At 34.3% G+C, this 25,913-nt stretch carries 25 protein-coding genes; 9 read left to right on the top strand and 16 right to left on the bottom strand.

All coding sequences use genetic code 11. The features are described 5' to 3' along the window. Positions 1-134: 134 nt before the first annotated feature. The 5 genes from argS (at position 135) to BLV91_RS06010 (ending at position 5,863) form a co-directional block, all read left to right on the top strand. Positions 135-1,913, top strand: coding sequence for an arginine--tRNA ligase (gene argS / locus BLV91_RS05990; protein WP_091430722.1), 1,779 nt, complete (start codon positions 135-137; stop codon positions 1,911-1,913). Positions 1,914-2,203: 290 nt separating this feature from the next. Further along, complete coding sequence (locus BLV91_RS05995) at positions 2,204-2,923, top strand: hypothetical protein (protein ID WP_245709616.1); 720 nt, start codon at positions 2,204-2,206, stop codon at positions 2,921-2,923. A 124-nt stretch (positions 2,924-3,047) separates the two neighbouring features. Beyond that, positions 3,048-4,400 (top strand): signal recognition particle protein, encoded by a 1,353-nt coding sequence (ffh, locus tag BLV91_RS06000; protein WP_091430724.1) that lies wholly within the window; start codon positions 3,048-3,050, stop codon positions 4,398-4,400. Positions 4,401-4,535: 135 nt separating this feature from the next. After that, positions 4,536-5,423 (top strand): bifunctional 5,10-methylenetetrahydrofolate dehydrogenase/5,10-methenyltetrahydrofolate cyclohydrolase, encoded by an 888-nt coding sequence (locus BLV91_RS06005; protein WP_091430726.1) that lies wholly within the window; start codon positions 4,536-4,538, stop codon positions 5,421-5,423. Positions 5,424-5,467: 44 nt separating this feature from the next. Next, a complete protein-coding gene (locus BLV91_RS06010; protein WP_091430729.1) occupies positions 5,468-5,863 on the top strand; it encodes a DUF1801 domain-containing protein in 396 nt (131 codons plus the stop codon). Positions 5,864-5,989: 126 nt separating this feature from the next. On the opposite strand, the gene rluF is transcribed toward BLV91_RS06010, so the two are convergent. From rluF to BLV91_RS06030, 4 genes are all read right to left on the bottom strand, one after another. Then, entirely contained in the window at positions 5,990-6,802 is an 813-nt protein-coding gene (gene rluF / locus BLV91_RS06015) for a 23S rRNA pseudouridine(2604) synthase RluF (RefSeq protein WP_091430731.1), read from the bottom strand. A 101-nt stretch (positions 6,803-6,903) separates the two neighbouring features. Next, on the bottom strand, positions 6,904-7,752 hold the full coding sequence (locus BLV91_RS06020) for an alpha/beta fold hydrolase (protein ID WP_091430733.1): 849 nt from the start codon (positions 7,750-7,752) through the stop codon (positions 6,904-6,906). 81 nt (positions 7,753-7,833) lie between these two features. Then, positions 7,834-8,613, bottom strand: coding sequence for a zinc ribbon domain-containing protein (locus tag BLV91_RS06025; RefSeq protein WP_091430735.1), 780 nt, complete (start codon positions 8,611-8,613; stop codon positions 7,834-7,836). A gap of 3 nt (positions 8,614-8,616) precedes the next feature. Continuing rightward, a complete protein-coding gene (locus tag BLV91_RS06030) occupies positions 8,617-9,714 on the bottom strand; it encodes a Nif3-like dinuclear metal center hexameric protein (RefSeq protein ID WP_091430738.1) in 1,098 nt (365 codons plus the stop codon). 150 nt (positions 9,715-9,864) lie between these two features. Here BLV91_RS06030 and lpxK point away from each other — a divergent pair, with 150 nt between their 5' ends. Together lpxK and BLV91_RS06040 are read left to right on the top strand one after the other, a co-directional pair. Then, entirely contained in the window at positions 9,865-10,890 is a 1,026-nt protein-coding gene (gene lpxK, locus BLV91_RS06035; RefSeq protein ID WP_091430741.1) for a tetraacyldisaccharide 4'-kinase, read from the top strand. Beyond that, positions 10,862-11,674, top strand: a complete 813-nt coding sequence (locus tag BLV91_RS06040) for a purine-nucleoside phosphorylase (RefSeq protein ID WP_091430813.1) — start codon at positions 10,862-10,864, stop codon at positions 11,672-11,674. Before lpxK ends, BLV91_RS06040 begins: the two co-directional genes overlap by 29 nt. Here the strand turns inward: BLV91_RS06040 and BLV91_RS06045 are convergent. The 12 genes from BLV91_RS06045 to recF form a co-directional block, all read right to left on the bottom strand. Continuing rightward, entirely contained in the window at positions 11,649-13,844 is a 2,196-nt protein-coding gene (locus BLV91_RS06045) for a tetratricopeptide repeat-containing hybrid sensor histidine kinase/response regulator (RefSeq protein ID WP_091430744.1), read from the bottom strand. The genes BLV91_RS06040 and BLV91_RS06045 overlap by 26 nt on opposite strands. 10 nt (positions 13,845-13,854) lie before the next feature. Further along, on the bottom strand, positions 13,855-14,859 hold the full coding sequence (gene gap / locus BLV91_RS06050; protein ID WP_091430746.1) for a type I glyceraldehyde-3-phosphate dehydrogenase: 1,005 nt from the start codon (positions 14,857-14,859) through the stop codon (positions 13,855-13,857). Between the two features lie 79 nt (positions 14,860-14,938). Next, entirely contained in the window at positions 14,939-15,808 is an 870-nt protein-coding gene (lipA, locus tag BLV91_RS06055; RefSeq protein ID WP_007136380.1) for a lipoyl synthase, read from the bottom strand. 343 nt (positions 15,809-16,151) lie between these two features. Then, positions 16,152-16,973, bottom strand: a complete 822-nt coding sequence (locus BLV91_RS06060; RefSeq protein ID WP_091430750.1) for an energy transducer TonB — start codon at positions 16,971-16,973, stop codon at positions 16,152-16,154. A 186-nt stretch (positions 16,974-17,159) separates the two neighbouring features. Then, on the bottom strand, positions 17,160-17,711 hold the full coding sequence (locus tag BLV91_RS06065; RefSeq protein WP_091430753.1) for an RNA polymerase sigma factor: 552 nt from the start codon (positions 17,709-17,711) through the stop codon (positions 17,160-17,162). Next, positions 17,702-18,808, bottom strand: a complete 1,107-nt coding sequence (locus BLV91_RS06070) for a glycosyltransferase (protein ID WP_091430755.1) — start codon at positions 18,806-18,808, stop codon at positions 17,702-17,704. The genes BLV91_RS06065 and BLV91_RS06070 overlap by 10 nt, the downstream gene beginning before the upstream one ends. Positions 18,809-18,825: 17 nt before the next feature. Further along, entirely contained in the window at positions 18,826-19,497 is a 672-nt protein-coding gene (locus BLV91_RS06075; RefSeq protein WP_091430757.1) for an FMN-binding negative transcriptional regulator, read from the bottom strand. 31 nt (positions 19,498-19,528) lie between these two features. Further along, positions 19,529-20,542 (bottom strand): UDP-N-acetylmuramate dehydrogenase, encoded by a 1,014-nt coding sequence (murB, locus tag BLV91_RS06080; RefSeq protein ID WP_091430760.1) that lies wholly within the window; start codon positions 20,540-20,542, stop codon positions 19,529-19,531. 181 nt (positions 20,543-20,723) lie between these two features. Beyond that, on the bottom strand, positions 20,724-21,791 hold the full coding sequence (locus BLV91_RS06085) for a glycosyltransferase (RefSeq protein WP_091430763.1): 1,068 nt from the start codon (positions 21,789-21,791) through the stop codon (positions 20,724-20,726). A gap of 8 nt (positions 21,792-21,799) precedes the next feature. After that, entirely contained in the window at positions 21,800-22,477 is a 678-nt protein-coding gene (locus BLV91_RS06090) for a DUF2461 domain-containing protein (RefSeq protein WP_091430765.1), read from the bottom strand. 49 nt (positions 22,478-22,526) lie between these two features. Then, positions 22,527-22,916 carry a rhodanese-like domain-containing protein gene (locus BLV91_RS06095; RefSeq protein WP_091430767.1) on the bottom strand — a complete coding sequence of 130 codons (390 nt, stop codon included), beginning with the start codon at positions 22,914-22,916 and terminating at the stop codon, positions 22,527-22,529. 72 nt (positions 22,917-22,988) lie between these two features. Further along, positions 22,989-24,068: a DNA replication/repair protein RecF gene (gene recF / locus BLV91_RS06100; RefSeq protein ID WP_091430769.1), complete on the bottom strand. Its 1,080-nt coding sequence runs from the start codon at positions 24,066-24,068 to the stop codon at positions 22,989-22,991. Between the two features lie 244 nt (positions 24,069-24,312). Here recF and BLV91_RS06105 point away from each other — a divergent pair, with 244 nt between their 5' ends. Both BLV91_RS06105 and ribH read left to right on the top strand, forming a co-directional pair. Continuing rightward, positions 24,313-25,086: a tetratricopeptide repeat protein gene (locus BLV91_RS06105; protein ID WP_091430771.1), complete on the top strand. Its 774-nt coding sequence runs from the start codon at positions 24,313-24,315 to the stop codon at positions 25,084-25,086. Positions 25,087-25,188: 102 nt separating this feature from the next. Further along, on the top strand, positions 25,189-25,764 hold the full coding sequence (gene ribH, locus BLV91_RS06110; protein WP_091430773.1) for a 6,7-dimethyl-8-ribityllumazine synthase: 576 nt from the start codon (positions 25,189-25,191) through the stop codon (positions 25,762-25,764). Positions 25,765-25,913: the final 149 nt, after the last annotated feature.

Genomic DNA, 25,913 nt, shown 5'->3' on the forward strand with positions numbered 1-25,913 from the left:
TTTGTAACTACTTAATTTTCAATATAGTAAAAATAGTGTATTTGTTTGTTTTGTCATTTAAAAACGATTAGATTTTTTTTTGTATTCATTTTAAGGAATTAGAATTATCTTTGCACGCTTAAAACCTTTACAAAATGACATTATCCCAAATTCTTACCCCATCAATTGAAAAAGCTGTCCAGGCCTTATTTGATATAGCTATTGACAAAGTTGAATTTCAGTCCACTCGGAAGGAATTTGAGGGGGATATTACGATGGTTATTTTTCCTTTACTGAAAGTAGTAAAAAGTAATCCCGTAGAATTAGGTAATAAAATAGGGAACTATCTGGTTGAAAACGTAGCGGAAGTTGCTAGATTCAATGTAGTTTCTGGTTTCTTAAATATTGTGATTTCAGACGAGTACTATTTAAATTTCTTCAATGAAATTAGAGAAGACCTACAATTTGGTTTTGTTACACCAAACCCTGATGATAAAGCGGTGATGGTGGAATACTCTTCTCCAAACACTAATAAACCACTGCATTTAGGTCACGTACGTAATAATCTTTTGGGTTATTCGGTAGCGGAGATTATCAAAGCATCGGGTAAAAAAGTATATAAAACTCAAATCATAAACGATAGGGGAATTCATATTTGTAAATCAATGCTGGCTTGGCAGAAATTTGGAAATGGAGAAACTCCAGAATCAACTGGATTAAAAGGAGATAAATTAGTTGGTAATTATTATGTGGCTTTTGATAAAGCCTATAAAGCAGAGATAGCTCAATTAATGAGCGAAGGCAAAACTGAGGAGGAAGCTAAAAAGCAAGCGCCAATTATTTTAGAAGCACAAGAGATGCTTTTAAAATGGGAAGCGGGTGATGAAGAAGTGATTTCCCTTTGGAAAAAAATGAATCAATGGGTTTATGATGGTTTTGCCATTTCTTATAAAAATCTAGGGGTTGATTTTGATTGTTATTACTATGAAAGCAATACCTATTTGCTAGGGAAAGATGTAGTTAAAATTGGACTTGAAAAAGGTATTTTCGAAAAAGATCCTGACGGTTCTGTTTGGATTGATTTGACTGACGAAGGATTGGATCGTAAAATTGTATTACGTTCTGATGGGACTGCGGTTTACATGACGCAAGATATTGGTACTGTCATTCAGCGTGTGAAAGATTATCCAGATGTGGGCGGAATGGTTTATACAGTGGGTAACGAACAAGATTATCACTTTAAAGTTTTGTTTTTAATTCTGAAAAAACTTGGTTTTGATTGGTCTAAAAACTTGTTTCATTTATCATACGGAATGGTAGATTTACCTTCTGGAAAAATGAAAAGCCGTGAAGGAACGGTTGTCGATGCAGATGATTTGATGCAGGAAATGACGGAAACGGCACAAAAAATCGCAGAAGATTTAGGGAAATTAGATACTTATTCTGCTGAAGAAAAAGCAAAATTATACAATACGATAGGTCTAGGAGCTTTAAAATATTATATTTTGAAAGTAGATCCTAAAAAACGAATCCTTTTCAATCCTGAAGAGTCGGTAGATTTTGCAGGAAATACGGGGCCTTTCATACAATACACTTATGCCCGAATTCAATCGATAATACGTAAAGCTAATTTTGATTTCTCAGCTAAATCAGAAATGCTTACGTTACACGAAAAAGAGAAAGAGCTATTGAAGCAATTAGAGTTATTTCCAGAGGTAATACAGAATGCGGCTCAAAACCATAGTCCTGCACTTTTGGCAAATTATACCTATGATTTAGTTCGCGAGTACAATTCATTCTATCAAACTGTTCCTATATTAGGTTCAGAAGTTGAAAATGATAAAATATTCAGGGTTCAATTATCTAAAAAAGTAGCTGATACTATCGCTTCTTCTTTTAAACTTTTAGGAATCAATGTTCCTGAAAGAATGTAAGAGAAAATAAATTTCTAAAAAAAAACGACCTCAATTTGAGGTCGTTTTTTTTTGGTTAATTAGGATTAGTTTCAAATTAAAGTCTAATGACTTATCCTGTTTATAATTTGCGGTAATTATGTTTTTTTTCTGTTCTGTACGAAAGCTTCCCTATATAGTTTTCTATATGCAATAAAATTCATGCGCTATAATTGGGTCATTTAAGGTATTACTAATAAATGTTGTAAAACACTGTAATATAAACGTGAATTTTTCGTTAGTAATACTAAGGATAAATAAATAATGACATTATGAAAAAGATACTGGTTTTAGCTTTACTTGTCATTATGATAAGCTCTTGTACAGAGAATTCGTCTGCATCAAAAAATGGAAATGTAACATTGAAAGTGTCTGCGGTATCGACTTCAGGCTTAACTTTTCCTGCTGCGCGAATGGCGTCAACTATAGTTATTACTGATTTTAAAATAAACATCGGGAATATTAAATTTGAAACTGATGAAGATGACGATAGATATAACGAGGAACCTAGCCATGAAGATGTTAAACTGACTGGGCCCTTTTTGTTAGATTTATTGGACACAAATAAAACATTGAGTCAAACAATTGCTTCTTTGACTGTTCCAAATGCCAAATATGAAGAAATAAAAATTAAGTTTGAAACGGGCATCGAAGTTGGAGATATGTTTGGCAAAAGCATTTTAATTAAAGGAACTATTGATGGGAAGGAATTTGTCTTTTGGAGTGACAAAGATGTTGAGTTAGAATTGGATTTTAATGAGCCATCTAAAGATTTCACAGTCAATAGCAACGATATTTCACTTAATATAAAAATACAAATAGATGCGCTGGTGGCCAAACTCACCTCTTTAGCCAGTCAAAATCTATTATTAGACAGGGATGGAGATGGTATTATCGAAATTAGTACTGGCGATGACGATGGCCATCATGATATAGGGGAGATAATAAAAAAATTATTGGAACACGAAATGCATTTAGATGACAAGGATTAAACAAAAATGGATATAAAATTATCAAAAAAGAGGCTGTCTTAATAAGATGGCCTCTTTTTGTTTATAATAGTATTTAAACTTCAAAATCAAATGCTTAAATTTGCAGCTCAATAAATAAAAAATCATGTTCGATAATTTAAGCGATAAACTAGACAAAGCCTTTCATATACTTAAAGGGCACGGGAAAATAACTGAGGTAAACGTAGCCGAAACTTTGAAAGAAGTTCGTCGTGCCTTACTTGATGCCGATGTGAATTTCAAAATTGCCAAGGATTTTACTACTAGAGTGAAAGAGAAAGCGCTTGGACAAGACGTTTTAACTACACTTCAACCAGGACAATTGTTGGTGAAGTTGGTAAAAGATGAGCTTACTGAATTAATGGGTGGTGATGTAGCTGGAATTAATCTTTCAGGTGCGCCAACAGTTATTTTGATGTCAGGTTTACAAGGTTCTGGAAAAACAACTTTTTCTGGAAAACTGGCTAATTATCTGCAAACAAAAAAGAATAAAAAACCTCTATTGGTTGCCTGTGATATCTATCGTCCAGCGGCAATACAACAATTATACGTTGTTGGAGATTCGATAGGCGTTGAGGTATACTCAGAGCCTGAGAATAAAAATCCTGTTGAAATTGCTCAAAATGCAATTAAACATGCCAAAGCAAATGGATTTAATGTTGTAATTGTCGATACAGCGGGTCGTTTGGCTGTTGATAAAGAAATGATGGACGAGATTGCTCGTGTTCATAAAGCAATTGAGCCTCAAGAAACTTTGTTTGTTGTGGATGCGATGACAGGTCAAGATGCAGTGAATACGGCAAAAGCCTTTAATGACATATTAAATTTTGATGGGGTAATCCTTACTAAATTAGATGGTGATACTCGCGGTGGAGCTGCACTTTCTATTAAAACGGTGGTTAATAAACCAATTAAGTTTGTAGGAACTGGAGAAAAAATGGAAGCTATTGATGTGTTCTATCCTGTACGTATGGCAGAACGTATCCTGGGAATGGGAGATGTTGTGTCTTTGGTAGAAAGAGCACAAGAGCAGTTTGATGAAGATGAAGCTAGAAAAATTCAAAGAAAAATCGCTAAAAATGAATTTGGTTTTGACGACTTCTTGTCTCAAATTCAGCAAGTGAAGAAAATGGGTAACATGAAAGATTTGGTAGGAATGATACCAGGTGCTTCAAAGGCGATGAAAGATGTAGAGATTGAAGATGATGCTTTCAAGCACATTGAGGCAATTATTCATTCGATGACTCCAATCGAAAGGACAAAACCATCGGTTATAGATGTGAAAAGAAAAGCTAGAATTGCAAAAGGTTCTGGGACAAAAATTGAGCAAGTGAATCAACTGATGAAACAGTTTGAGCAAATGAGCAAGATGATGAAAATGATGCAAGGGCCGGGAGGAAAGAACCTTATGAAAATGATGGGTGGAATGAAAGGAATGCCGGGCGGAATGCAAGGATAAAATATTTTTAAGGTTTAAAGTTTCATGTTAATGAATACTTTAAACCTTATTTTTTTAATGAAAATAAATAACTACTAAACCTTAAAGTTTAAGGTAATCAAAACTTTAAACATTAAACTTTAAACATTTTTAAAAATGCAACTACTAGACGGAAAAAAAACAGCAGAAGATATTAAAGGCGAAATCGCTGCCGAAGTGCAAAAAATTAAAGATAATGGTGGCAAAGTCCCTCATTTGGCAGCTGTTATTGTTGGTAACGATGGCGCTAGTTTAACTTACGTGGGTAGTAAGGTAAAGGCTTGCGAGAGAGTGGGTTTTGAATCTACTTTAGTGAAATTACCAAGTACTACTACCGAAATCGAATTGTTGAACAAGATCAAGGAGTTGAATGAAAATGACGATATTGACGGTTTCATTGTTCAATTGCCTCTTCCAGAGCAAATTGACGAACAAAAAGTATTGATGGCAGTTGACCCGAGTAAAGATGTAGACGGATTCCATCCTGAAAATTTCGGTAAAATGGCATTGGATATGAGTACTTTTATTCCTGCAACACCTTTTGGAATCTTAGAATTACTAGAGCGTTATGGAGTAGAAACTAAAGGAAAACATACTGTTGTTATTGGACGTAGTCATATAGTGGGAAGACCAATGAGTATCTTAATGGGAAGAAAAGGTTTCCCTGGTAACTCAACCGTTACCTTAACACATAGTTATACTAAAAATATTGAGGAAATCACGATTCAAGCAGATATTATAATCACTGCTTTGGGAGTTCCTAATTATCTGAAAGCTGACATGGTGAAGGATGGAGTAGTGGTAATAGATGTTGGAATTACTCGCGTTCCTGATGATTCAAATGCTAAGGGGTATGTAATTACTGGAGACGTTGATTTTGAAAATGTAAGTAAAAAATCGTCTTTTATTACTCCAGTTCCTGGAGGTGTTGGACCAATGACAATTGCGATGTTATTAAAAAACACGTTATTGGCTAGGGAGATGAGAATTGCAAGAAAAAACTAAAAAGATACAAGCCTATCCGTTTCGGCAGATAGGCTTTTTTTATTATGGGAAACACACAAGGTATAGAATTTAGTACGGTCGATGAATTCTTAGACTATCTTCCTGCAGACGAACTGGAAATAGTTCTTTTGCTACGCAAGATTATTTTAGAATGTATGCCTGACTGTAAAGAGAAATTGGCTAACAATGTTCCTTTTTACTATCGTCATTCTCGAATTTGCTATATATGGCCAGCGACAATTCCCTGGGAGAAAGTTTCAAAAGGAGTTGCAATTGGTTTTTGCAAAGGCGATTCTCTTTTGGATGAAACTTTTGAAACTACAAAATTCACTTTCAACTTAATAAAGGAAATAGACATCGATTTTGTAAAACAACAAATTCAGGAAGCTATCTTGGTTGACGAGAAAATTGTTAAAGCAAGAAGACGGAAAATTCAGTAAATTCAATTTAGAAACAGAAAATAATAGGTGTAATATTCAAACACGAAATTCACTAATTTACAGGAGTTAATTTGTGCAAATTAGTGAATTTTTTGTTTTTATTTTAAATAGAATAACTTCTTTAAGCTAATAATCTCCTCTTTTCTTAAATCTCGGGTCATCTCTTTTGATGAACTCGGTTCTTCGTCTTGGTGCTTCCTCTTTTGGTAAACTTGCTTCTTCCGTTTTGCTTGAAGGTTCAATAAGTTCGTTCAATTCTTTTATTTCGGCATCAGTCAAATCGCGGTACCTTCCCATTGGAATGTCAAGCGAAATATTGATAATACGGATGCGTTTTAGCGCTGTTACTTCATAACCAAGATATTCGCACATTCTACGAATTTGGCGGTTTAAACCTTGCGTTAAAATGATTTTGAAAATGTATTTGCTAATTTGTTCTACTTTACATTTTCGGGTAACAGTATCTAAAATAGGGATTCCATTTCCCATTCTTTCTATGAAGCGATCCGTGATAGGTTTGTTGACTGTTACAGTATATTCTTTTTCGTGATTATTTCTCGCACGAAGTATTTTATTGACAATATCCCCATCATTAGTAATGAAAATCAATCCTTCACTAGCTTTATCTAGTCTTCCAATTGGGAAAATACGTTTAGGATAATTGATGTAATCAACAATGTTGTTGCGAACATCTAAATTAGTGGTGCATTCTATTCCAACAGGTTTGTAGAAAGCAAGGTAAACGGATTTCTCATTTTTTTCACGGATTAACTTACCGTCAATACGTACTTCGTCGCTGGGAGAGACTTTTGTACCTAGTTCAGGAACGACACCATTGATGGTTACACGACCTTCTTCAATGATTTTGTCCGCTTCTCTACGTGAGCAATATCCAGTTTCTCCTATGAATTTGTTAAGACGTTTCAGATTTTCTTCCATACTGCAAAAGTAAGACTAAATTGTTTAACCGTTAATAAGCTACTTTGATTATTTGCGTAACAGTCGAAAAAGAAGAGAATTTAGCTATGGAATGAATTGCTTTATTCAGTTTCGAATAAGAAACGAGCAATTTTTGTGTAAAGTGCATCATCGTGCAAACTATGTCCTAGGCCAGTTGTTTTAATGAAAATAGAGTCTTTCCAACTACTGGCTATTTTTTTTCCTTCTTCAAATAGTACGACTGTATCGTCAGTATCATGAGCGATAAAACCTTTTGTTTTTATTTTAGAAGCAAATAGTTTTCCTGAAAAGTTTTCTAATTGAAGGTTGAAGCTTTTTAAATAATGTTTTTCAAGACCTTTTGAAATAATGGAGTTTAAACTCAATAAGTTGATGTAGTTATTAAGGATTATGTTAAAATCACTCGGTGATCCTAATATTACCATTTTTTCTAGATCATTATCTTGATAAACGGATTGATAATATAAACATGTTTTTGCTCCTAAAGAATGTCCTATAAGATGTTTGGGATTGTATTTTTGAAACAATACATGAATAAATTCCGCATATTGAGGGATGTTAAATTCCTTACCGCTTGATAAACCATGTGCGGGAGCATCGATGGCAATAATAGTGCTTCCTGATTTTTGTAAATAAGGCAGTATGTTTTCCCAGCGGGAGGCATTGCTCTCCCAGCCATGGACTAGTAGAATAACGTTACTATTTCCTTTCCAAGTATAGGATTGAAAATGATGCTCATTATGATGAAAAGTTTCGCTGACTGTGTCTTGGAGTATTGTAGGAAGATTGCTTTTTGTCAGTCGGCCATCTCTGGGCTCGCTGAAAAGAGAATAAGCAATTTGAGTTGCTTTTATAGGAAATATAAAACTTAAAAGGTTAATGTATAGACCAGCAGATTTGGTATAAAGGAAATAGATTAGCTTTTTCACATGTTGATATTTACTGACTTTTATCGGTCATGCTCATTTTATAAAAAAAAAGTCCCGATGTGAATCGGGACTTAAATATAATTAAAATTTAGAAAATAACTTTTCCATTTTTTCTTTTTCTTCTTCAGCTAATACGCTGTCAACTAAAATTCTTCCTGAATGCTCATCAATGATGATTTTCTTTCTTGAAGCAATTTCTACTTGTGTTTGAGGAGGAATTGTAAAGAATGATCCTGCAGAAGCACCTCTTTCGATAGAAACAACTGCTAAACCATTACGAACGCTTGTTCTGATTCTAGTATAAGCAGCTAATAACCTTTCTTCAATTAAGTTTTGGTATTCAGCAGATTTCTCTGTTAAAAACTCTTCTTCTTTAGCAGTTTCGGCCATGATAGCGTCCAATTCTAGCTTTTTATGTTTCAAGTGATTAGATTTAGTTTCTAATCTCTCTTTTGATTGAGCGATAGTATCTTTCTTGTGCTCAATAGAAGCTTTCATTTCTTTCATTTGCTTTTCAGCTAATTGAATTTCAAGCTCTTGAAACTCAACCTCTTTTGTTAAAGAGTTGAATTCTCTATTGTTACGAACAGTTTCCTGTTGTTTAGTGTATTTCTTGATAGCCTCTTTATGCTCCTCAATTCCACTCTTTTTTGTTTTGATAAGGTCCTCGATAACTTCAAGTTCACTTTTCAATTTTTCAGAACGTGTGCTTAAACCCGCAACTTCATCTTCTAAATCTTCTACTTCAAGAGGAAGCTCTCCTCTTACGTTTCTGATTTCGTCAATTCTAGAGTCAATAAGTTGTAAGTCGTAAATTGCTCTTAACTTGTCCTCAACACTTAATTCTTTCGTATTCGCCATATTCTATAAGTACTTAACTGGATTTGTATTTTCTTCAGATAAAATGATTGCAAAATTAAGGATTTTTTTCCGAAGATAGTCAACAATATAATTTTTTGTATAGCGTTCGCTTTCAAAATGTCCAATATCGGCTAAAAGAAGTCGATTTTCGGCCTCATAAAACTGATGGTACTTCAAATCAGCGGTTAAAAACGCATCGGCTCCAGCCAAAATTGCATTTTTTATGGCATAACTTCCAGAACCACCTAAAACGGCAACTTTTTTTATTTGCTTTCCTAAAAAAGTGGAATGGCGTATTCCTTCAGATTTCATTTTTTCCTTTACAAACAATAAGAAATCTTTTTCATCCATTGGGTTTTCAAATTCACCAAGCATTCCTAAACCTATATTTTGATGTTTGTTTTGTAGCTCGTATACTTCATAAGCAACTTCCTCATAAGCATGATTGCTAAAAAGGGCTTTTAGAATTTTGCTTTCCAAATATTTCTCAAAAGTAACTTCAATTTTGATTTCCTCACCTTGTACAAATTCAAAACGCTCTCCTAATTGTGGATTACTGTGTTCGTTCCCCATATAAGTCCCTATACCTTTCGAATTAAAACTGCAATCTTCATAATTACCTATGTTTCCTGCGCCAGCATCGAACAATGAATTTCGAAGTTTTTCGGCATTTTCTGCAATTGTATAGGTGATGAGCTTTCTAATAAAATTTTCTTTTGGGATTAAAATTGTAGTGTTTGTTAAACCAAGCGCATCGCAGAATATTTTATTGACTCCATCTTGATGGTTGTCTAAAGCTGTGTGGACAGAATAAATCGCAATGTCGTTTTTAATGGCTTTTATGATGGAACGCTCCACGTAATTTTTTCCAGTAATTTTTTTTATGCCTGAGAATAAAATGGGATGAAAACAAACAACCAAATTGCAGTCTTTGGCAATTGCTTCTTCTAATACACTCTCGAGCGCATCATGACAAACTAAGACTCCTGTTGCTTCTGTGTCAGGGTTTCCCACTAATAGACCTACATTGTCAAAATCTTCGGCATAAGCAAGAGGCGCCATTTCTTCAAGTACGGAAAGGATTTCTTTTATTTTACTCATCGTTTAGCTTTTTTGTATTCGTGAATCTTCGATTTCATGATTTTTTAGTTTAAAGTCTACTGCTTAAAGTTTGATGGTCGGGGAACTTTAAACTTTAAACAAAAGAGACAAAATATTTAATTCAAAGATAATTTATTATACTTTCGTATTATGATTTTACTGCGAAAAATACTTTTCCCCTTTGCCATCTTGTATGGTTTGGTCACCAGTATTCGGAATTTTCTTTTTGATAATGGAATTTTAAAATCTTATACTTTTGATTTGCCTATTATTGCTGTTGGGAATCTAAGTGTTGGCGGTACAGGGAAAACGCCACAAATAGAGTATTTAATTAGATTGCTTTCTGATAGCTATAAAGTGGCTACTTTAAGTAGAGGTTATAAGAGGAAGTCGGAAGGTTTTATACTGGCTGATACAACCTCAAATGCTGAAATTTTGGGTGATGAGCCATTTCAGTTTTATCAGAAGTTTGATAATATTCAAGTTGCGGTTGATGCTAATCGTAAAAACGGAATTGAAAAATTATTGTCGCATGAAGTAAAACCAGAAGTTATTTTGCTTGATGATGCCTTTCAACACCGGAAAGTTAAGGCTGGTTTTTATATCATGCTTACTTCTTATGGTGATTTGTATTCAGATGATTATATGCTTCCAACAGGGAATTTGAGAGAATGCCGCAGCGGTGCTAAGAGAGCTAACGTTATTATAGTAACGAAATGTCCGTCTGAATTAACTATTGAAGAGCAGAACCAAATTAGGAATAAATTAAAAATTGCTAAAACGCAAGAGTTGTACTTTACAACAATCGTTTATGATGATTGTATTTATTCTGAGAATCAAACGCTAAAAGTAAGTGAAATTCAAAATAGGAATAAGATACTTTTGGCTGGGATTGCAAAACCGGAACCGTTTTTCAATTATTTAAAAAATAACGATGAAGAATGTTTAACTTTTCCAGATCACCATCATTTTACTGAAAAAGATATTTTAGACATTAAAAATAAATCAATAAATAAAATTATTGTCACCACAGAGAAAGATTATGTTCGATTAAAAGGTAGTATTCCAAGTGAACAACTCTTTTATTTACCCATAAAAAGTAAGTTTCTTGTAGCTGACAATGCGTTTAAAAAAACAATACTTAATTATGTGGGAAGAAGTACAACAAACAGTTAGTTATATTAAAGAAAGGATCGATTTGACACCTGAATATGGTGTGATTTTGGGATCAGGTCTAGGTAGTTTTACCGAGGAAATGAATGTTGAATTTGTGTTGCCATACAGTGAAATACCAAATTTCCCTGTATCGACGGTTCAAGGTCACAAAGGAGCTTTGGTTTTTGGGACAATAGGAGATAAAAAAGTGGTTGCCATGCAAGGTAGGTTTCATTACTATGAGGGCTATTCCATGAAGGAAGTTACTTTCCCTGTTAGGGTCTTGAAGTTTTTAGGTATAAATAAACTGATTGTTTCTAATGCTTCAGGTGGTGTAAATCCCGCCTATAGAGTAGGGGATATAATGCTAATCAAAGACCACATCAATTTTGCGCCAGAACATCCTTTACGCGGAATAAATGATGAGCGATTTGGTCCTCGATTTGTAAACATGAGTGAGCCGTATTCTAGGAAGATGATTGCAAAAGCAAAAGATTTGGCAGATACTCTAAATATAGAACTTAAAGAAGGTGTTTATTTAGGATTACAAGGTCCTACTTTTGAGACATTGGCAGAGTACAAAATGGTCAAAATTCTGGGGGCAGACTGTGTAGGGATGTCTACTGTTCCGGAAGTTATCGTAGCACGTCACATGGACCTGGAAACTTTTGGGGTTTCAGTAATTACAGATATGGGCGATGAAGATAGTATCGAAACGATTTCTCACGATGAAGTGCTAGAAGCGGCGCAATTAGCTGAGCCAAAAGTGAGAACTCTAATTAAAGAGTTGATTTTAAAGTATTAGCTTTCTTAATGTTTTGTGTTATCACAGTGTAAAATTCTGCGGGAGGGAATGGTTTTGTAATGACATCATTCATTCCGTAGGATAATAGCATTTCTCTGTTTTCGTCTAATGAAATGGCAGTAATAGCTATTATTGGGGTGATCGAGTCAAATTCTCTAATTTGTTCTGTTGCTATCGTACCATTTATTCCTGGTAAATGAACATCCATAAGTATTAGATCATAAGTATTGGATTTAGCAACTTTTATAGCGTCTTCTCCATTGTCAATGATTTCACAAACTATGCCTTTATTTTCGAGCATTTTTTTAGTAATCATTTGATTTATTTTGTTGTCTTCAACAATGAGTATTTTTTTATCTTTTAAGATTGATTCATCATATGGTTTTTGCTTTTCTTCATTATCAAGAGGTAGCTCATTTACCTCAAATTTTAAAGCAAATGAAAAGGTAGACCCTAGACCTTCAATACTTTCTAGTTTTACTTCTCCGCCCAATAATTCTATTAATTTTTTGACAATTGTTAATCCTAATCCTGTACCGCCATATTTGCGATTTATTTCCACGGAGCCTTGAGAAAAGCTTTCAAAGACTGTTGCGAGCTTATCTTTAGGAATACCAATACCTGTATCCGTTATTGCAAAAGATAAAGTTGCTTTTCCGTTCTCTAGCGACAGCAGTTTGACGCTAGTTGTAACATTCCCATCCTTGGTGAACTTTAATGCGTTGTTGATTAAATTCAGGAAAATTTGAGACAGTTTAGTTGGGTCTCCAAGCAAATATTCAGGAGTATTCGGATCAATGTTTAGTGTGAAAACATCATTGTTTTTCAGGGCTATTCCCTTTAAAGAATTTTGAATGTCTTTCAATAGTTCCCTCAAATTGAAGTTTATGTTCTCTAACTCCGTTTTATTGGATTCTATTTTGTTAATCTCCAGAATTTCATTAATAAAGGTTGTCAAGTAATTTCCTGAAAATTTTAAGGAGGACAAATAATGTAATTGTGACTTTTTTGGATTTTCTTCTAATAATAAATGAGTGATTCCGTTTATGGCATTAAGTGGAGTGCGAAGTTCATGACTAACAGTAGATAAAAATTCAGATCTCGCTTTTGATGCTTTCTCCGCTTTTTCTTTGGCTATAATTAGTTCGTTATTTTTATCCCTTAATAGTAAATTAGACTTTTTTCTAATGATGTTGTTCTTGTACAACGACAAACTCAATAGCGATAAAATAGAAATTAAGGCAATAGCTAAAATATTAATAAGTTTAGAAAATTTATTAGTTTTTGCTTTCTCTATATTTTGTTTGTTTAACTGTTCTATTTTTTTTAGGCGCTGGGATTCTTTGAAAGATTCATAATCGTCTATCCCCAGTTTTTCATTATTTAAAATTGAAATGCTTTCTTTTAAGTTTAGGTGCTGCTTTAAATAGGAATAAGCAAGACTCTTGTCTAGCATCTTGTCATAAACTGAACTTAACGCAAATAATATATTTGATTTTTGTTCCAGGTTTTTATTCTTTTCATTTAAAGATAAAGCCTTATTGTAATAGTTTAATGCTAAATTATTTCGTTTATTTATTTCTTCAATTTGGCCTATTTGATACATGGCCTCCGCTTTTGTGTCAAGTACTTCGGGACTATCTGTAGTGGCAATTATACCACTAAAAATTTCCGAAGCCAACTCATAATGGCCTTTAGATTTGTGAATGATTCCTTGTTGAAGAATTATTAATTCATTAAAACCTGGAATTTGTAACTCGCTGTTGATTTCCTGTGCTTTGTCAAAACAAATTTCAGCAGCCTTGGGCTTTTTTTTGCGAATATTAGTTAGGCCTAAATAATAGTAGAGATCGGCATAAGTGGCTGAGCTTTTTAAGTTTTCAAGCAAGGAGATGCTTTCAGAAAAAGCTTCCTTTGCGTCATCGTACTTTTTAACTGCAAAATAGATTTTACCTAATTTGTATGTTTGAATTCCTTGGCTATCAATCTGATTGTTTTCGACTGAATAATTTATTGCTTTCTGGGTGTAAAAGAGGGCGTTTTTGTAGTCGTTATCTTTTATGCTTGTGTCGGCAAGAGTGCTGTAGTATGCTATGCTATCTGTATTCTCTATCTTTTGAGAGTACAGCAGCGAATTAAAAAAAATAATAAAAACCAAGAGGTATTTCATTTGTAATTTTTTAATTATTCATTTTTTTTGTCAAAAGTATTAAATCAATTAAACGAGAAGAATAGCCTATTTCATTATCGTACCATCCTACTACTTTCACCATTTTATCAATTACCGAAGTCAGTTGCGCATCAAATACACAAGAATTTCTGTTACCAATAATGTCAACCGAAACAATGGGGTCTTCAGTGTAGTCAAGGATACCTTTTAGATTACCCTCTGCGGCAGTTTTAAAGGCTGCGTTTATCTCACTTATCGAAACGGTACGCTTAACGTTAAAGGTAATGTCAGTCAATGAGCCGTCGGGTACAGGAACACGAATACCACAACCTCCAATTTTCCCTTCTAATGTTGGGAATATTTTTGACAATGCTTTTGCGGCTCCAGTTGTTGTAGGTACAATGGACTGACTAGCTCCGCGTGCCCTACGTAAATCTTTGTGCGGTTGGTCGTGCAAGCTTTGATCTGTCGTGTAGGAATGAATAGTTGTAATATAAGCTTGTTCAATTCCACAAAGTTCATCTATCACTTTCATCATCGGTGCAGCATTATTCGTTGTGCAACTTGCATTTGATATAATGGTTTCCGTTCCGTCAAGGATAGAATCATTAACTCCTAAGACAACTGTTTTTATAGTGTCAACTTCAGAAGGTGCTGATAGAATCACTTTTTTTGCACCAGCAATAATATGCGCATTAAGTTCTTCGTACGTTTTAAACTTCCCTGTTGATTCAATGACGTAATCTATGTTTATACTTTTCCAATCTAAATTTGAAATGCTTTTTTCATGAAAAAACAAAAAATGATTGCCATCGACTAGAATTCCTTTTTCATCAGCGGTAACGGTGTTAGCTAAAACGCCGTGAATACTGTCGTATTTTACGAGATGTGCCATAGTTTTAGTGTCCGCAATATCGTTTATGGCAACAACTTCAATACTGGGATGATTTAAAAGTAAACGAAATAAATTTCGTCCAATTCTTCCAAAGCCATTTATGGCAACTCTTGTTTTCAATATGTTTTGTATAAAAAATCAGGATGCAAGTTTAAAGGCGCTCGATGGGAACCTTCAAACTTGAAAGCTGAAATATTTTTTAAAGAATGTGTTTCTGTGCTTTATAAGATGAACGAACTAATGGGCCGCTTTCGACATGGCGAAAACCTAATTCCAATCCAAATTTTTCATAAATGGCAAATTGATCTGGTGTAATAAACTCCTTAACTGGTAAGTGTTTTTTACTAGGTTGTAAGTATTGCCCTATCGTTACGATATCAACATTAACCGCGCGTAAGTCTCTCATTGTTTGAAAAACTTCCTCTTCTTGCTCACCAAGACCAAGCATAATTCCTGATTTCGTTCTGTTGATTCCTTTTTCTTTTAGGTATCTCAATACTTCTAAACTTCGGTCATATTTGGCTTGAATTCGCACTTCACGAGTCAATCTGCGTACAGTTTCCACGTTATGTGAAACCACTTCAGGATTAGCTTCTATAATTCGATCTATGTTTCTTTTTATATCCTGAAAATCGGGAATCAAAGTTTCTAAAGTAGTAGTAGGGTTCATCCTACGAATTGCTTTTACGGTTTCGATCCAAATGATCGAACCACCGTCTTTTAAATCATCTCTGTCAACACTGGTAATCACTGCATGCTTGATATTCATGATCTTTATAGAGCGAGCTACTTTTTCAGGTTCGTCCCAGTCTACCGTTTCGGGCCTACCAGTTTTAACACCGCAAAAACCGCATGAACGGGTACAAGTGTTTCCCAGAATCATAAAGGTTGCTGTACCTTCACCCCAGCATTCACCCATGTTTGGGCAACTTCCAGAAGCACAAATTGTATTCAAACTATATTTGTCAACTAAGCCTCGAAGCTCAGTATATTTTTTTCCTATTGGTAGCTTTACCTTCAACCATTTTGGCTTTGCAGTTGGTAAAGTATTTTCTAAAGCAGTTTCCATATATCAATTTTCAAAGTACAAATATAAGGAATGCGGATTTAAAACAAAGGGTTTAAGCACCAAGCTTTGGTATAGATTTACTAAAGAAAAAATAAGGCAAAATACTAGAAGCTGTTTCCAGCTTTCCATTTCCATCTTGTATTTACAAATGGTTTTTCCTATGACAATAAAGGAGCTTCTTTCAGTCGCTCATTCTTGTCAGGAAAATAATCCATTTCTAAATACAAGGATGTTCATTTCAATCTGGGCTAGGGCAGTCGTAATGCTATTGTATTTGAGGTTTTGAAAGGACACAAAAAAAGCAGAACCTCCCGATTCTGCTTTCTATGATTTAAATTTAAGATTAGTTTCCCTGCACCATAATAGGTAAATTATAAGAGGTTCGCACCGGTTTTGAACCAATCATTCCTGGCGCCCATTTCGTTTTCAGGGATTTCAGAACGCGAATAGCTTCTGCTGCTAATCCATAACCAGGATCATTTTTTACCTGAATACTAGTCATGCTACCGTCTTTTTCAACCACAAATGAAACATAAATACGTACGATTCTTTCGCCATTTATATCTGGAGTTTCAAAATTTTTACCAATGTAAGTATAGAACTTAGCAATGCCACCCGGAAATTCAGGGAGTTTGTCTAGAATTGCAGCCGTAACAACTGTATTTCCATAGTCTGTCGGCGCGCTGTTCTCAATACCATTTCCCGGAGAAGAATGGGGATTTGCAATTCCAATTCCCGTATTGGTACTTTGATTTATTACTGGATATTCATTGTTGGTCGCAATATCAGGAGTTGCAAGCGGGGCTTCTACTATGACAGGATTGACTAATTGCTTTTTTAGATTTACTTCTAGAGGGTTTTGTGCAAGCGTTTTTATTGGAATTTGAGCTTCAATTTTTTTAATTTGTGGAGGTGCAATAGTGGTTACTTGAATGATTTTGTCAATAGGATCTAGGATTTCAACGGTCATGCCTTTTTCAATATTAAAAAAACTTAAAATTGATGGAATGCACATCAAAGAGGCGCATAGTAACAAACCCATAAAAAGGGCAAATAAGGAGGTCCTGGAACTTTCTTGACGAAGTTGGTAAGCGCCATACTCTTTGTTTCTGTTCTCGAAAACTAGATTAATCCAGTCATTTTCGTAAATGCTTAGTTTTGACATATTTCAAGGATTTAATGGTTAGGTATCAGTTAAATCATAAGCACATGTTGTTTAAAATAACAACGTAAATAACAAGAAATTTAGTATGTGAAATATGTCTTTTTTTATGAAAAAAAAAGAAAGGCTTACACAGTCTGGTAAAGCAGGCTGACTTATGTGATTAATGAAGGTGAAAAGCAAACCGAATCACCTTCTATCCCTAATGATCTCTGCTAATAATTTTTTGGCACGAAGTAGTTTAATTTTGACATTGCTCAAGGGTTCGTCAATGGCATTTGCAATTTCCTGATAACTCATTTCCTGAAAATAACGCAATTGTATTACTTCCTGGTAATGGGGCTTCAATTCTTTTATATATCGTAGCAACTGAGAAAGGTTTTGCTCCGTGATTAGTTCGTCTTCTTTAGACGGGGTGGTGTCTGCAATGTTATATGCCTTCTGGTCTTCCTTGTCCGTAATTTCTACAAAAAGACTTGATTTCTTTTTGCGCAGCATATCAATATGGACATTTTTTGCAATACTGATTAACCACGTATTAAACTGGAATTCCGGATTGTAAGTGGCTAACTTGTCAAAGGCTTTTGAGAACGTCTCAATAGTAATATCCTCAGCAGTAGTTTCATTTTCTACGCGCTTTAGCATGAAGCCATATACTTCATTCCAATAATGATTCAATAGAAAAGTGAAGGCGGCTTGATCCCCTTTTTTTGCTTTTTCTATATGTGTATTTATTTCCAATGTACTGGTTTTGAGAAAATATTGGTGATAAAGATATTAATTTGTGTGAATATAAGTACTAACTCGATAACAGGAAACCAATATTTTAAATCGTTCTCTTTTAACTTGCCCGCAGAAAATCCAACTACAATCCAAGCGCATAAATATCTGAGTGCTATTATGGCCAACACCAAAATCCATTGAAATTGAAAGGACAATAATATTACAGGAAGTAAGATAAATAGCAATTGCGAGCAATAGAAAGTTCCCAATTGCAGTTTGTCAAACTTTTTATAATGGTTTGCAGTCGCAACATGTCTTCTTTTTTGTGTAATCCACTCTTTAAATGTTGTTTTAGGCTTAGAATATGTAAAACTTTCTGGAGTATAGCTGATGGCTGTATTTTTTCCTGTAGCTGCCTCGTTAATGAATAAATCATCGTCTCCAGAACGAATCTGAATGTGGCTAATAAACCCATTTACATTAAAAAACTCTTCTTTTTTATAAGCTAAATTTCTTCCTACGCCCATGTAAGGAAGCCCTACTTTTGCCCATGAAAAATATTGAATTGCGGTAAGCAAAGTTTCGAAACGAATTAGTTTATTAAGAAAGGAATTGGCGATTTTTTCATATCCGCCGTAGCCTAAAACAATAGTTTTTTGCATGGTAAACTGAGAGCTCATAGCTGTAATCCATTCTTTAGAAGTAGGGTAGCAGTCAGCATCTGTAAATAATAAGTATTCTTTTTTAGCTGCTTTAATTCCTAAGGTCAATGCGTATTTCTTGTTTCCCCAGAAAGCCTCGTTGTTTTGCACTTTTACCAAACGAATGTTGGGATATTGTTTTTCAAAATCCTCGAATATTTCTAAAGTATTGTCGCTAGAAGCGTCGTCTATCAATATGATTTCAAAATCAGGATAGTCTTGTTCAGCTAATAGCGGGATAAAGTTGGCGACATTTTCTTCTTCGTTTTTGGCACAAACAATAACGGATATTGAGAGTTTTTTAGGTGCTATTTTTTGAGGTTTTGCAAAGGCAAATTTCCCGAAAATCCCTAAATAAAAGGAGAGCTGAATGGCAACGACAACAATAAAAAAGTAAAGAATCAGTATAAGCATCGGAGTTTTATGTATTATTAAATCGAGTGCAAAGGTAATTCGCAATTGCCAATTATCAACATGTTAATTTCAATTACTTTCTGCATTTTTTTCATTTCATTAGCGACAGCAATTGACTGCTCATTTTTTGTCTTTTCTAATTCTAAAACTATATTTTCATGATCTAAGTCGTTGCGATTTTGTGACATTTTTTTTGTTGATTGAATATCCTGAATCTCGATTTCAAACGCTACAATTCCTCGGGTTTGCATCATTGTTTTCTGAGATAGATTCTCCACTCGAACGGGGTAGTCAGAATTTTGCTCGTATTTGTCAACAAGTTTTTTAAGAGAATCAGTTACAGCCTCACCTTCTATAACTTTAATTTTTCCGTAAACATGGACCGCAATGTAATTCCAAGTTGGTACATTTTCATGATCATACCAGGAGGACGAAATATAGGAATGTGGCCCAGAAAAAATCGCTAAAACTTGGTCACTATCAGTAAAGCCTTTCCATTGTGGGTTTTCTTTTGAAATATGCCCTAGCAGAATTTCCTTGCCTTCTTTATTTGTATCCAATTCAAGTGGAATGTGTGTTGCGCACAATTTCCCATCAGTTTGATTAACCAGAATACCGAAACTATTCTGGATCAGAAAAGTTCTGATTTCCTCTTGATTTTCGTTCTTGTAAATATCGGGAGTGAACATATCTTAGGTGTTAAATATTTTAAAACTAAAATTAGATGACATTGACTTCAGCTTCAATCTGAATACCAAACGTACTTAAAATAGTTTCTTGGATATCCTTTGAAATGTTTAAAATTTCTTGTCCGGTAGCATTGCCGTAATTCACCAGAACCAAGGCTTGATTTTTATGGATTCCAGCATTGCCAAAACGCTTTCCTTTAAATCCAGCTTGTTCAATAAGCCAGCCTGCGGGAACTTTTACTTCAGTTTCAGAGATGTCATAATATTTCATTTCAGGAAACTGCTGATGTATTTTTTCGAAATCAGATTTCAATAAGATTGGGTTTTTAAAGAAACTACCGCTATTTCCTAATTCTTTTGGATCTGGTAATTTACTTTGTCTAATGGCAATTACGGCATTACTAACGTCTTTTAAAGTTGGCTCGCTAATACTATTTTTAGCTAATTCAGCAGTAATGTCGCCATAAGAAGTGTTGATTTTGTGATTGCGTTTTGTCAATTTAAAAACAACGGACGTAATAACATATTTGTCTTTTGCCTCATTTTTAAAAACACTTTCTCTGTATCCAAAATGACATTCCTCTTTTATGAACTTTTTTGTTTCTTGGTTTGTTATAGAAAGGGCTTCGCATGATACGAAAGTATCTTTGATTTCAGTACCATAAGCACCAATGTTTTGAACGGGAGTAGTACCTACATTTCCTGGGATAAGAGACATGTTTTCTAATCCACCAAAATTCTGGTCTATCGTCCAAAGTACAAATTCATGCCAGTTCTCGCCAGCTTGACTTTCGACCCACACAAAATCATCGTCTTCAGCAATGATTTTTTTGCCTTTTAAATCGATGTGAATGACCAAAGCTTCTATGTCTTTTGTAAGAAGCATATTGCTTCCGCCACCAAGGATAAATTTTTTCTCTAATTTGTTTTGTTCTAAAACGGTTTTCAATTCAGTCACAGAGTGAACTGCAATAAATTGCCTTGCTTTGGCTTCAATGCCAAAGGTGTTGTAGTTTTTTAAAGAGAAATTGTTTTGCATTTCCATAAAAGGGAGTTCTTTTTATTGTTGAATTCGAGTTCCAAAAGTAAGGATTAAAATTTATTTGTATATTTTTTCAGTCAGATAAGTATCGAAAATAAAGTAGAATATCTGTAATAATTTGAGTATCTCCTTTTTGCAAACTCTTGACGGCTTTATAGCGAATACCCGTTATTTCCGCACATTGCTAAATGCTGCTGTAGGTATTAATTAACTCGTGGTATTTGGAAGCTATGATTTTCATGTTGATTTTATAATTGGCGTTCTGCTCAACAAATTTTCGGTTGGTCATGACGGCTTCGGCTCTATGGGCTTTGTTTTCAAATGACCATAATAATTCTTGCGCTAGCATTTTGGAATCATCCAAAGCAATAAGTTGGCCATTTTTACGGTGTTGTATCCAACTTTGATTTCCTGCAATATCTGTTACTACTGGATAACAATTCGAAGCCATAGCTTCAAACAATGAAGCTGAGACTCCTTCAGTTATTGGCATACTGATGTAAAAATTAGAAGCCTGTAATAATTGTGGTAATTCGGTATTGGGAATGCGTCCGGTAAAACGAACTTTATTTTCTATACTTAATTGTTTGGCTAAATTTTTCAAAACGTTTAGCTGTGTTCCGTCACCTACTATGGTAAGTGCAAAGTCAATGCCCTTGTCGTTTAAAATTCCAAAAGCTTTTAGAATGACATCATGGCGGTATTCAGGAAGCAATGATCGTGTAACAATAGCGGAAATTTGGTCAAGATTAGTCGAGCTTTTATCTTCGAATTTTGTCAAGTCAATTCCTTTTGGCATAACCAAAACCTTCTTCATATCAACATTAACTTTTGCCATTGAAACAGCCATCACAGGTCCCCAAGCGTGGATGAGAGTTGCTTTTTTGAAAGCGTAATTCTGCAATATTTTTTTGAATGGTAAAAAAGGGGAGTTTTCAGGCCACAAATCTGTTCTTCCCTGTTGCGCTATGGCGATGGGCTTAACTCCGGATAAGGCAGCCAAAAAACCATAACTTGTAGTTCTTTCGGCAATAACCATATCGGGTTTATGCTGTCTTATTATTTTTTTTATTTTAAAAAGGGCGAATTTGTATTCTAAAATTCGCTTCAATTTATTGAAAGAAGTATTGGTTTGTGTCTTTAATTCCCAACTGATGATTTCAAAATCGCCAAACTCTTTAAGTCCATTCGTCCAAGTTATGGCGTCCGCTCTGTAGGATTCTCCAAGAAAAAGGATCTTTCTTTTTTTCATGGCTTGTATTAAAAATCTTCAGTCGTCAGTGCTCTATTGATGAATTCGTTTAGAGGTTTTAAAAGAATTAGTTTTTTGCTCATTTTCGAAACAAAATCTTTTTTGGCAACTTCAGAAATATTAAATGGTTGAGAAGTCTCAAAACTTTTTAGTTTTAATAGTTCAATTGCGGGATGGTCTTTTTCATAATCTCTAGGCGCATTTTTAAGCATGCTTTTTTCATTTCGATCAAAATCCCCGAACTCTTTTTTGAAGTTTTTTTCGTTAAGAATTTCTTCTAAATCTTCATGGAAATATGCAATTTCTTTGCGTACTTTTTTTAAGTCTGCCGCTTCAGGAGCATAAAAACCACCTGCAATGAAACTAGCTCCTTTTTCTATATGAACATAATAACCTGCGCGATTATGACCTTTAGTACCTGAAGAAAGCCAAACGCCTAAATGGGACTTGTAAGGAGATTTGTCTTTTGAAAACCGAATGTCCCTATTGATTCTGAAAGTACAGTTTTTTATTTCCAGGATTTCTAGTGATGGATCCAGGGGTTTCATAACATCAAGAAAATCAGCAACTAATTGCTGATAGTCTTTTTTGAAAACCTCGTATCTTTTTTTATTATCCAAAAACCAATCCCTGTTGTTATTGTTTTTTAGATCTTCTAGAAATTCTAAGCTGTCTTTTGAAAGCATGTATTGACGATATATTACAGTGTTTCTAATTGATTACTTTGGGTTTGTTCTATTTATTAGAAAGGCCTTCGGCATCCCATTTCATAAAACCGCCATCTAATTCATAGATGTTTTTAAATCCTAGTTCTTGTAGTTTTTCGGTTGCTTTTTTGCTGCGGCCGCCGCTTTTACAATAAACAAATACAGGTTTTGTTTTGTCATATTTTTCGGCATCTTCAACAAAGCTGTCTCCAAGCCAATCTACGTTGTCCGCATTTGCTATATGATCTTCATTGAATTCTTCTGGTGTACGGACATCCAGAATTTGTGGACTGTCTGTTGTATTGATTTTTTCGGCAAAAGTTTTTACTTCAACAGTTTTGATGTTTTCTGACGTTTGTCCGTTGCAAGATAAAATAACAAAGGATACTAGCACGAAAAATATGGAGCGAAATTTCATTTGAATTTGTTTAAAAGGTTGAAAAGGCTAAATTAAGTAAATTTTGAGGACTTGAATGATTTATAATGCCATTTACAAGTTAAATATTTTATAAGATTGATGTGTCGATTTAACGATTGCTTCAGTTCGTTCTGGATGTGTATCAGAGATAAATAGTTGTCCAAAAGTGTCGCTATTGACCATCTCAATTATTTTTGCAACACGACTTTCGTCTAATTTGTCAAAAATGTCATCAAATAACAAAATGGGTTTTACGCCACTTTGCTTTTTTAGGAATTCAAATTGTGCCAGTTTTAAAGCTATTAAAAAAGACTTTTGCTGTCCTTGCGAGCCAAACTTCTTAATAGGATGTCCATCGATTTCAAATGATAAATCGTCTTTATGTGTACCAACGCTGGTGTAGTGTAAAGCGCGATCCTTATTGATGTTTTCTCGCAAAAGAGTTAATAGATCCTTTTCATACAAATGACTTTCGTAAACTAATTGAACTGTTTCTTCTGAACCTGTTATTGCGTGATGGTGATTATTGAAAATAGGAAGAAACTGTTCGATAAATTCTTTCCTTTTTTCGAAAATATACTTTCCAAAACCGTCAAGTTGCTCATTATATATAGACAGGGTGTCGTTTTCGAAAACATGGTTTAATGCAAAGTATTTTAGCAAGGCATTTCTTTGGCTCATTACTTTCTGGTATTGTATTAGTTCCTTCAAGTAATGAGAGTCTAATTGAGAGATGACGCTGTCCATGAATTTTCTTCTGGTTTCGCTGCCTTCAACAATTAAATCACGATCTGCAGGCGAAATAATAACCAGTGGAATAAAGCCAATATGATCTGAAAACTTATCATATGATTTACCGTTGCGTTTTAGTACTTTTTTCTGGCCTTTCTTCAAACTGCAAACTACTTGCTCGTTTCTTTCATTTTTTATGAATTCGGCATCTATCACGAAAAATTCCTCGCCATGTTTGATATTTTGGACCGCTAATGGGTTGAAGTAGCTTTTGCCGTACGATAAATGATAGATGGCATCGAGTACATTCGTTTTTCCAATGCCGTTTTTACCTACGAAACAAATTATTTTACCCTCAAATTCGAAATTTGCCTCCGAAAAATTCTTGTAATTGAATAGTGAAATCTTTTTTAAATACATCTTTAAGGCTTACTGGTATTGGGGAGTTTGTTGTTTTTGATTGGCTTATATAAAGTGGGTGCAAATTATTGAAAATTATCGATATAATAGGCTTTTGTGCCTTTTCTATCATAAATATTTTATCTTTATAAGGGATGGAGGCTTAGTAGAATATCTATTTTTTATTATTATATATAAAATCCTAATTTTTTTGTGTGGGTTTGAATAAAAATTTTATTTTTGCGGTTCACTAAATTAAAATTAAATGGCTACTTACAGTAAAAGAGGATATAAAGCACCAAAAGAAAGAGCAGTTGATGATTCGACTGAAAACGTAAACATTGATGAAAAAGATAGCACAACTGCGGAAGTGTTTTCAACTTTAGATGAAACTGCTTCAAAAACAGAAGATTTTGTTGCTAAAAATCAGAACTTCATCATAGGTATTGTAGGTGCGGTAGCTTTAGTAACTATAGGTTATTTAGTGTATCAAAAGTTTATTGCTGAACCAAAACAAGTTGAAGCGGCAAACGAAATGTTTGTAGCACAACAAAACTTTCAACAAGCTACTGATGGTGTTGCCAGCGATTCATTATATAAATTGTCATTGAATGGTTCTGAAGGTAAATTTGGATTTATCAAAATTGCTGATGAATATTCAGGTACTGATGCAGGAAATTTAGCTAATTATTATGCGGGGATGGCTTACCTAAATACAGGTAAATACAATGAAGCGATTGATTATTTAAGTAAATTCAAATCTGAAGATATTGTTTTAGGAGCTTTGGCAAAAGGAGCAATTGGAGACGCATATGCACAAAATAAAAAACCACAAGAAGCTTTAGATAATTATTTAAAAGCAGTTGTGGCAAATAAGAATGATTTTACTACACCACGTTTCTTGTTAAAAGCAGGTAAAACGGCTTTGGAATTAGGTAAAAAAGAAGATGCATTAAAATATTTCACAGATATTAAGGATAATTTTGACGCAAGTCCAGAGGCTGCTTCAGTAGATGTTTTGATTGGATTAGCACAATAGTGAAAATGATTTAAAATTACTGATTTTAGATTTTAGATTGTTGATTCAAAATTCTATCTTTAACAATGAAAATCAATAATTAAATCAAAAAAATACATTCACATGGCAACTATAAATAAAAATTTATCCGTTTATGATAAAAACACTGTTCCAAAAGCGAAAAACTTTCGTTTTGGGGTGGTTGTGGCAGAATGGAATGAGACTATAACTGAAGGTTTGTACAATGGAGCTCATGAAGCTTTTTTGGAAAACTCAGTTCCTGCTGAGAGCATCATTCGCTGGAATGTGCCGGGAAGTTTCGAACTTGTTTATGGCTGCAAAAAAATGTTGCAAACTCAAAATGTCGATGCTGTAATCGCTATAGGTTGTGTTATTCAAGGGCAAACTAAGCATTTTGATTTTGTATGCGAAGGAGTTACTCAGGGAATAAAAGATTTGAATGTACAAAGTGATATTCCAGTTATTTTTTGTGTTCTTACTGACAATACAATGCAACAGTCGATTGATAGAAGTGGGGGAATCCACGGTAATAAAGGTACAGAAGCGGCTATTGCTGCCATTAAAATGGCGTTCATTCGTCAACAAGCATCTTTAACACATCAAAAACCTACGGGACCTTTACTGTCTGCAGGTGCTATGCAACTGGAGGAAGGGTCACCTTTAGAGTTAAAGGAGTAAAATTTTAACTTAGCCTTTGTTTTAAAATATTTGAAAAACCTATTCCATAAAAGTGAGGGCACTGAAAAACTTCACTTATTTTGATTAGAGTCGTTTTTTAGACAATAAAAAAACGCTTATAACAGGATTTTAAAGATCCTTTATGAGCG

The sequence above is a fragment of the Flavobacterium degerlachei genome (assembly GCF_900106645.1).
GTDB lineage: Bacteria > Bacteroidota > Bacteroidia > Flavobacteriales > Flavobacteriaceae > Flavobacterium > Flavobacterium degerlachei.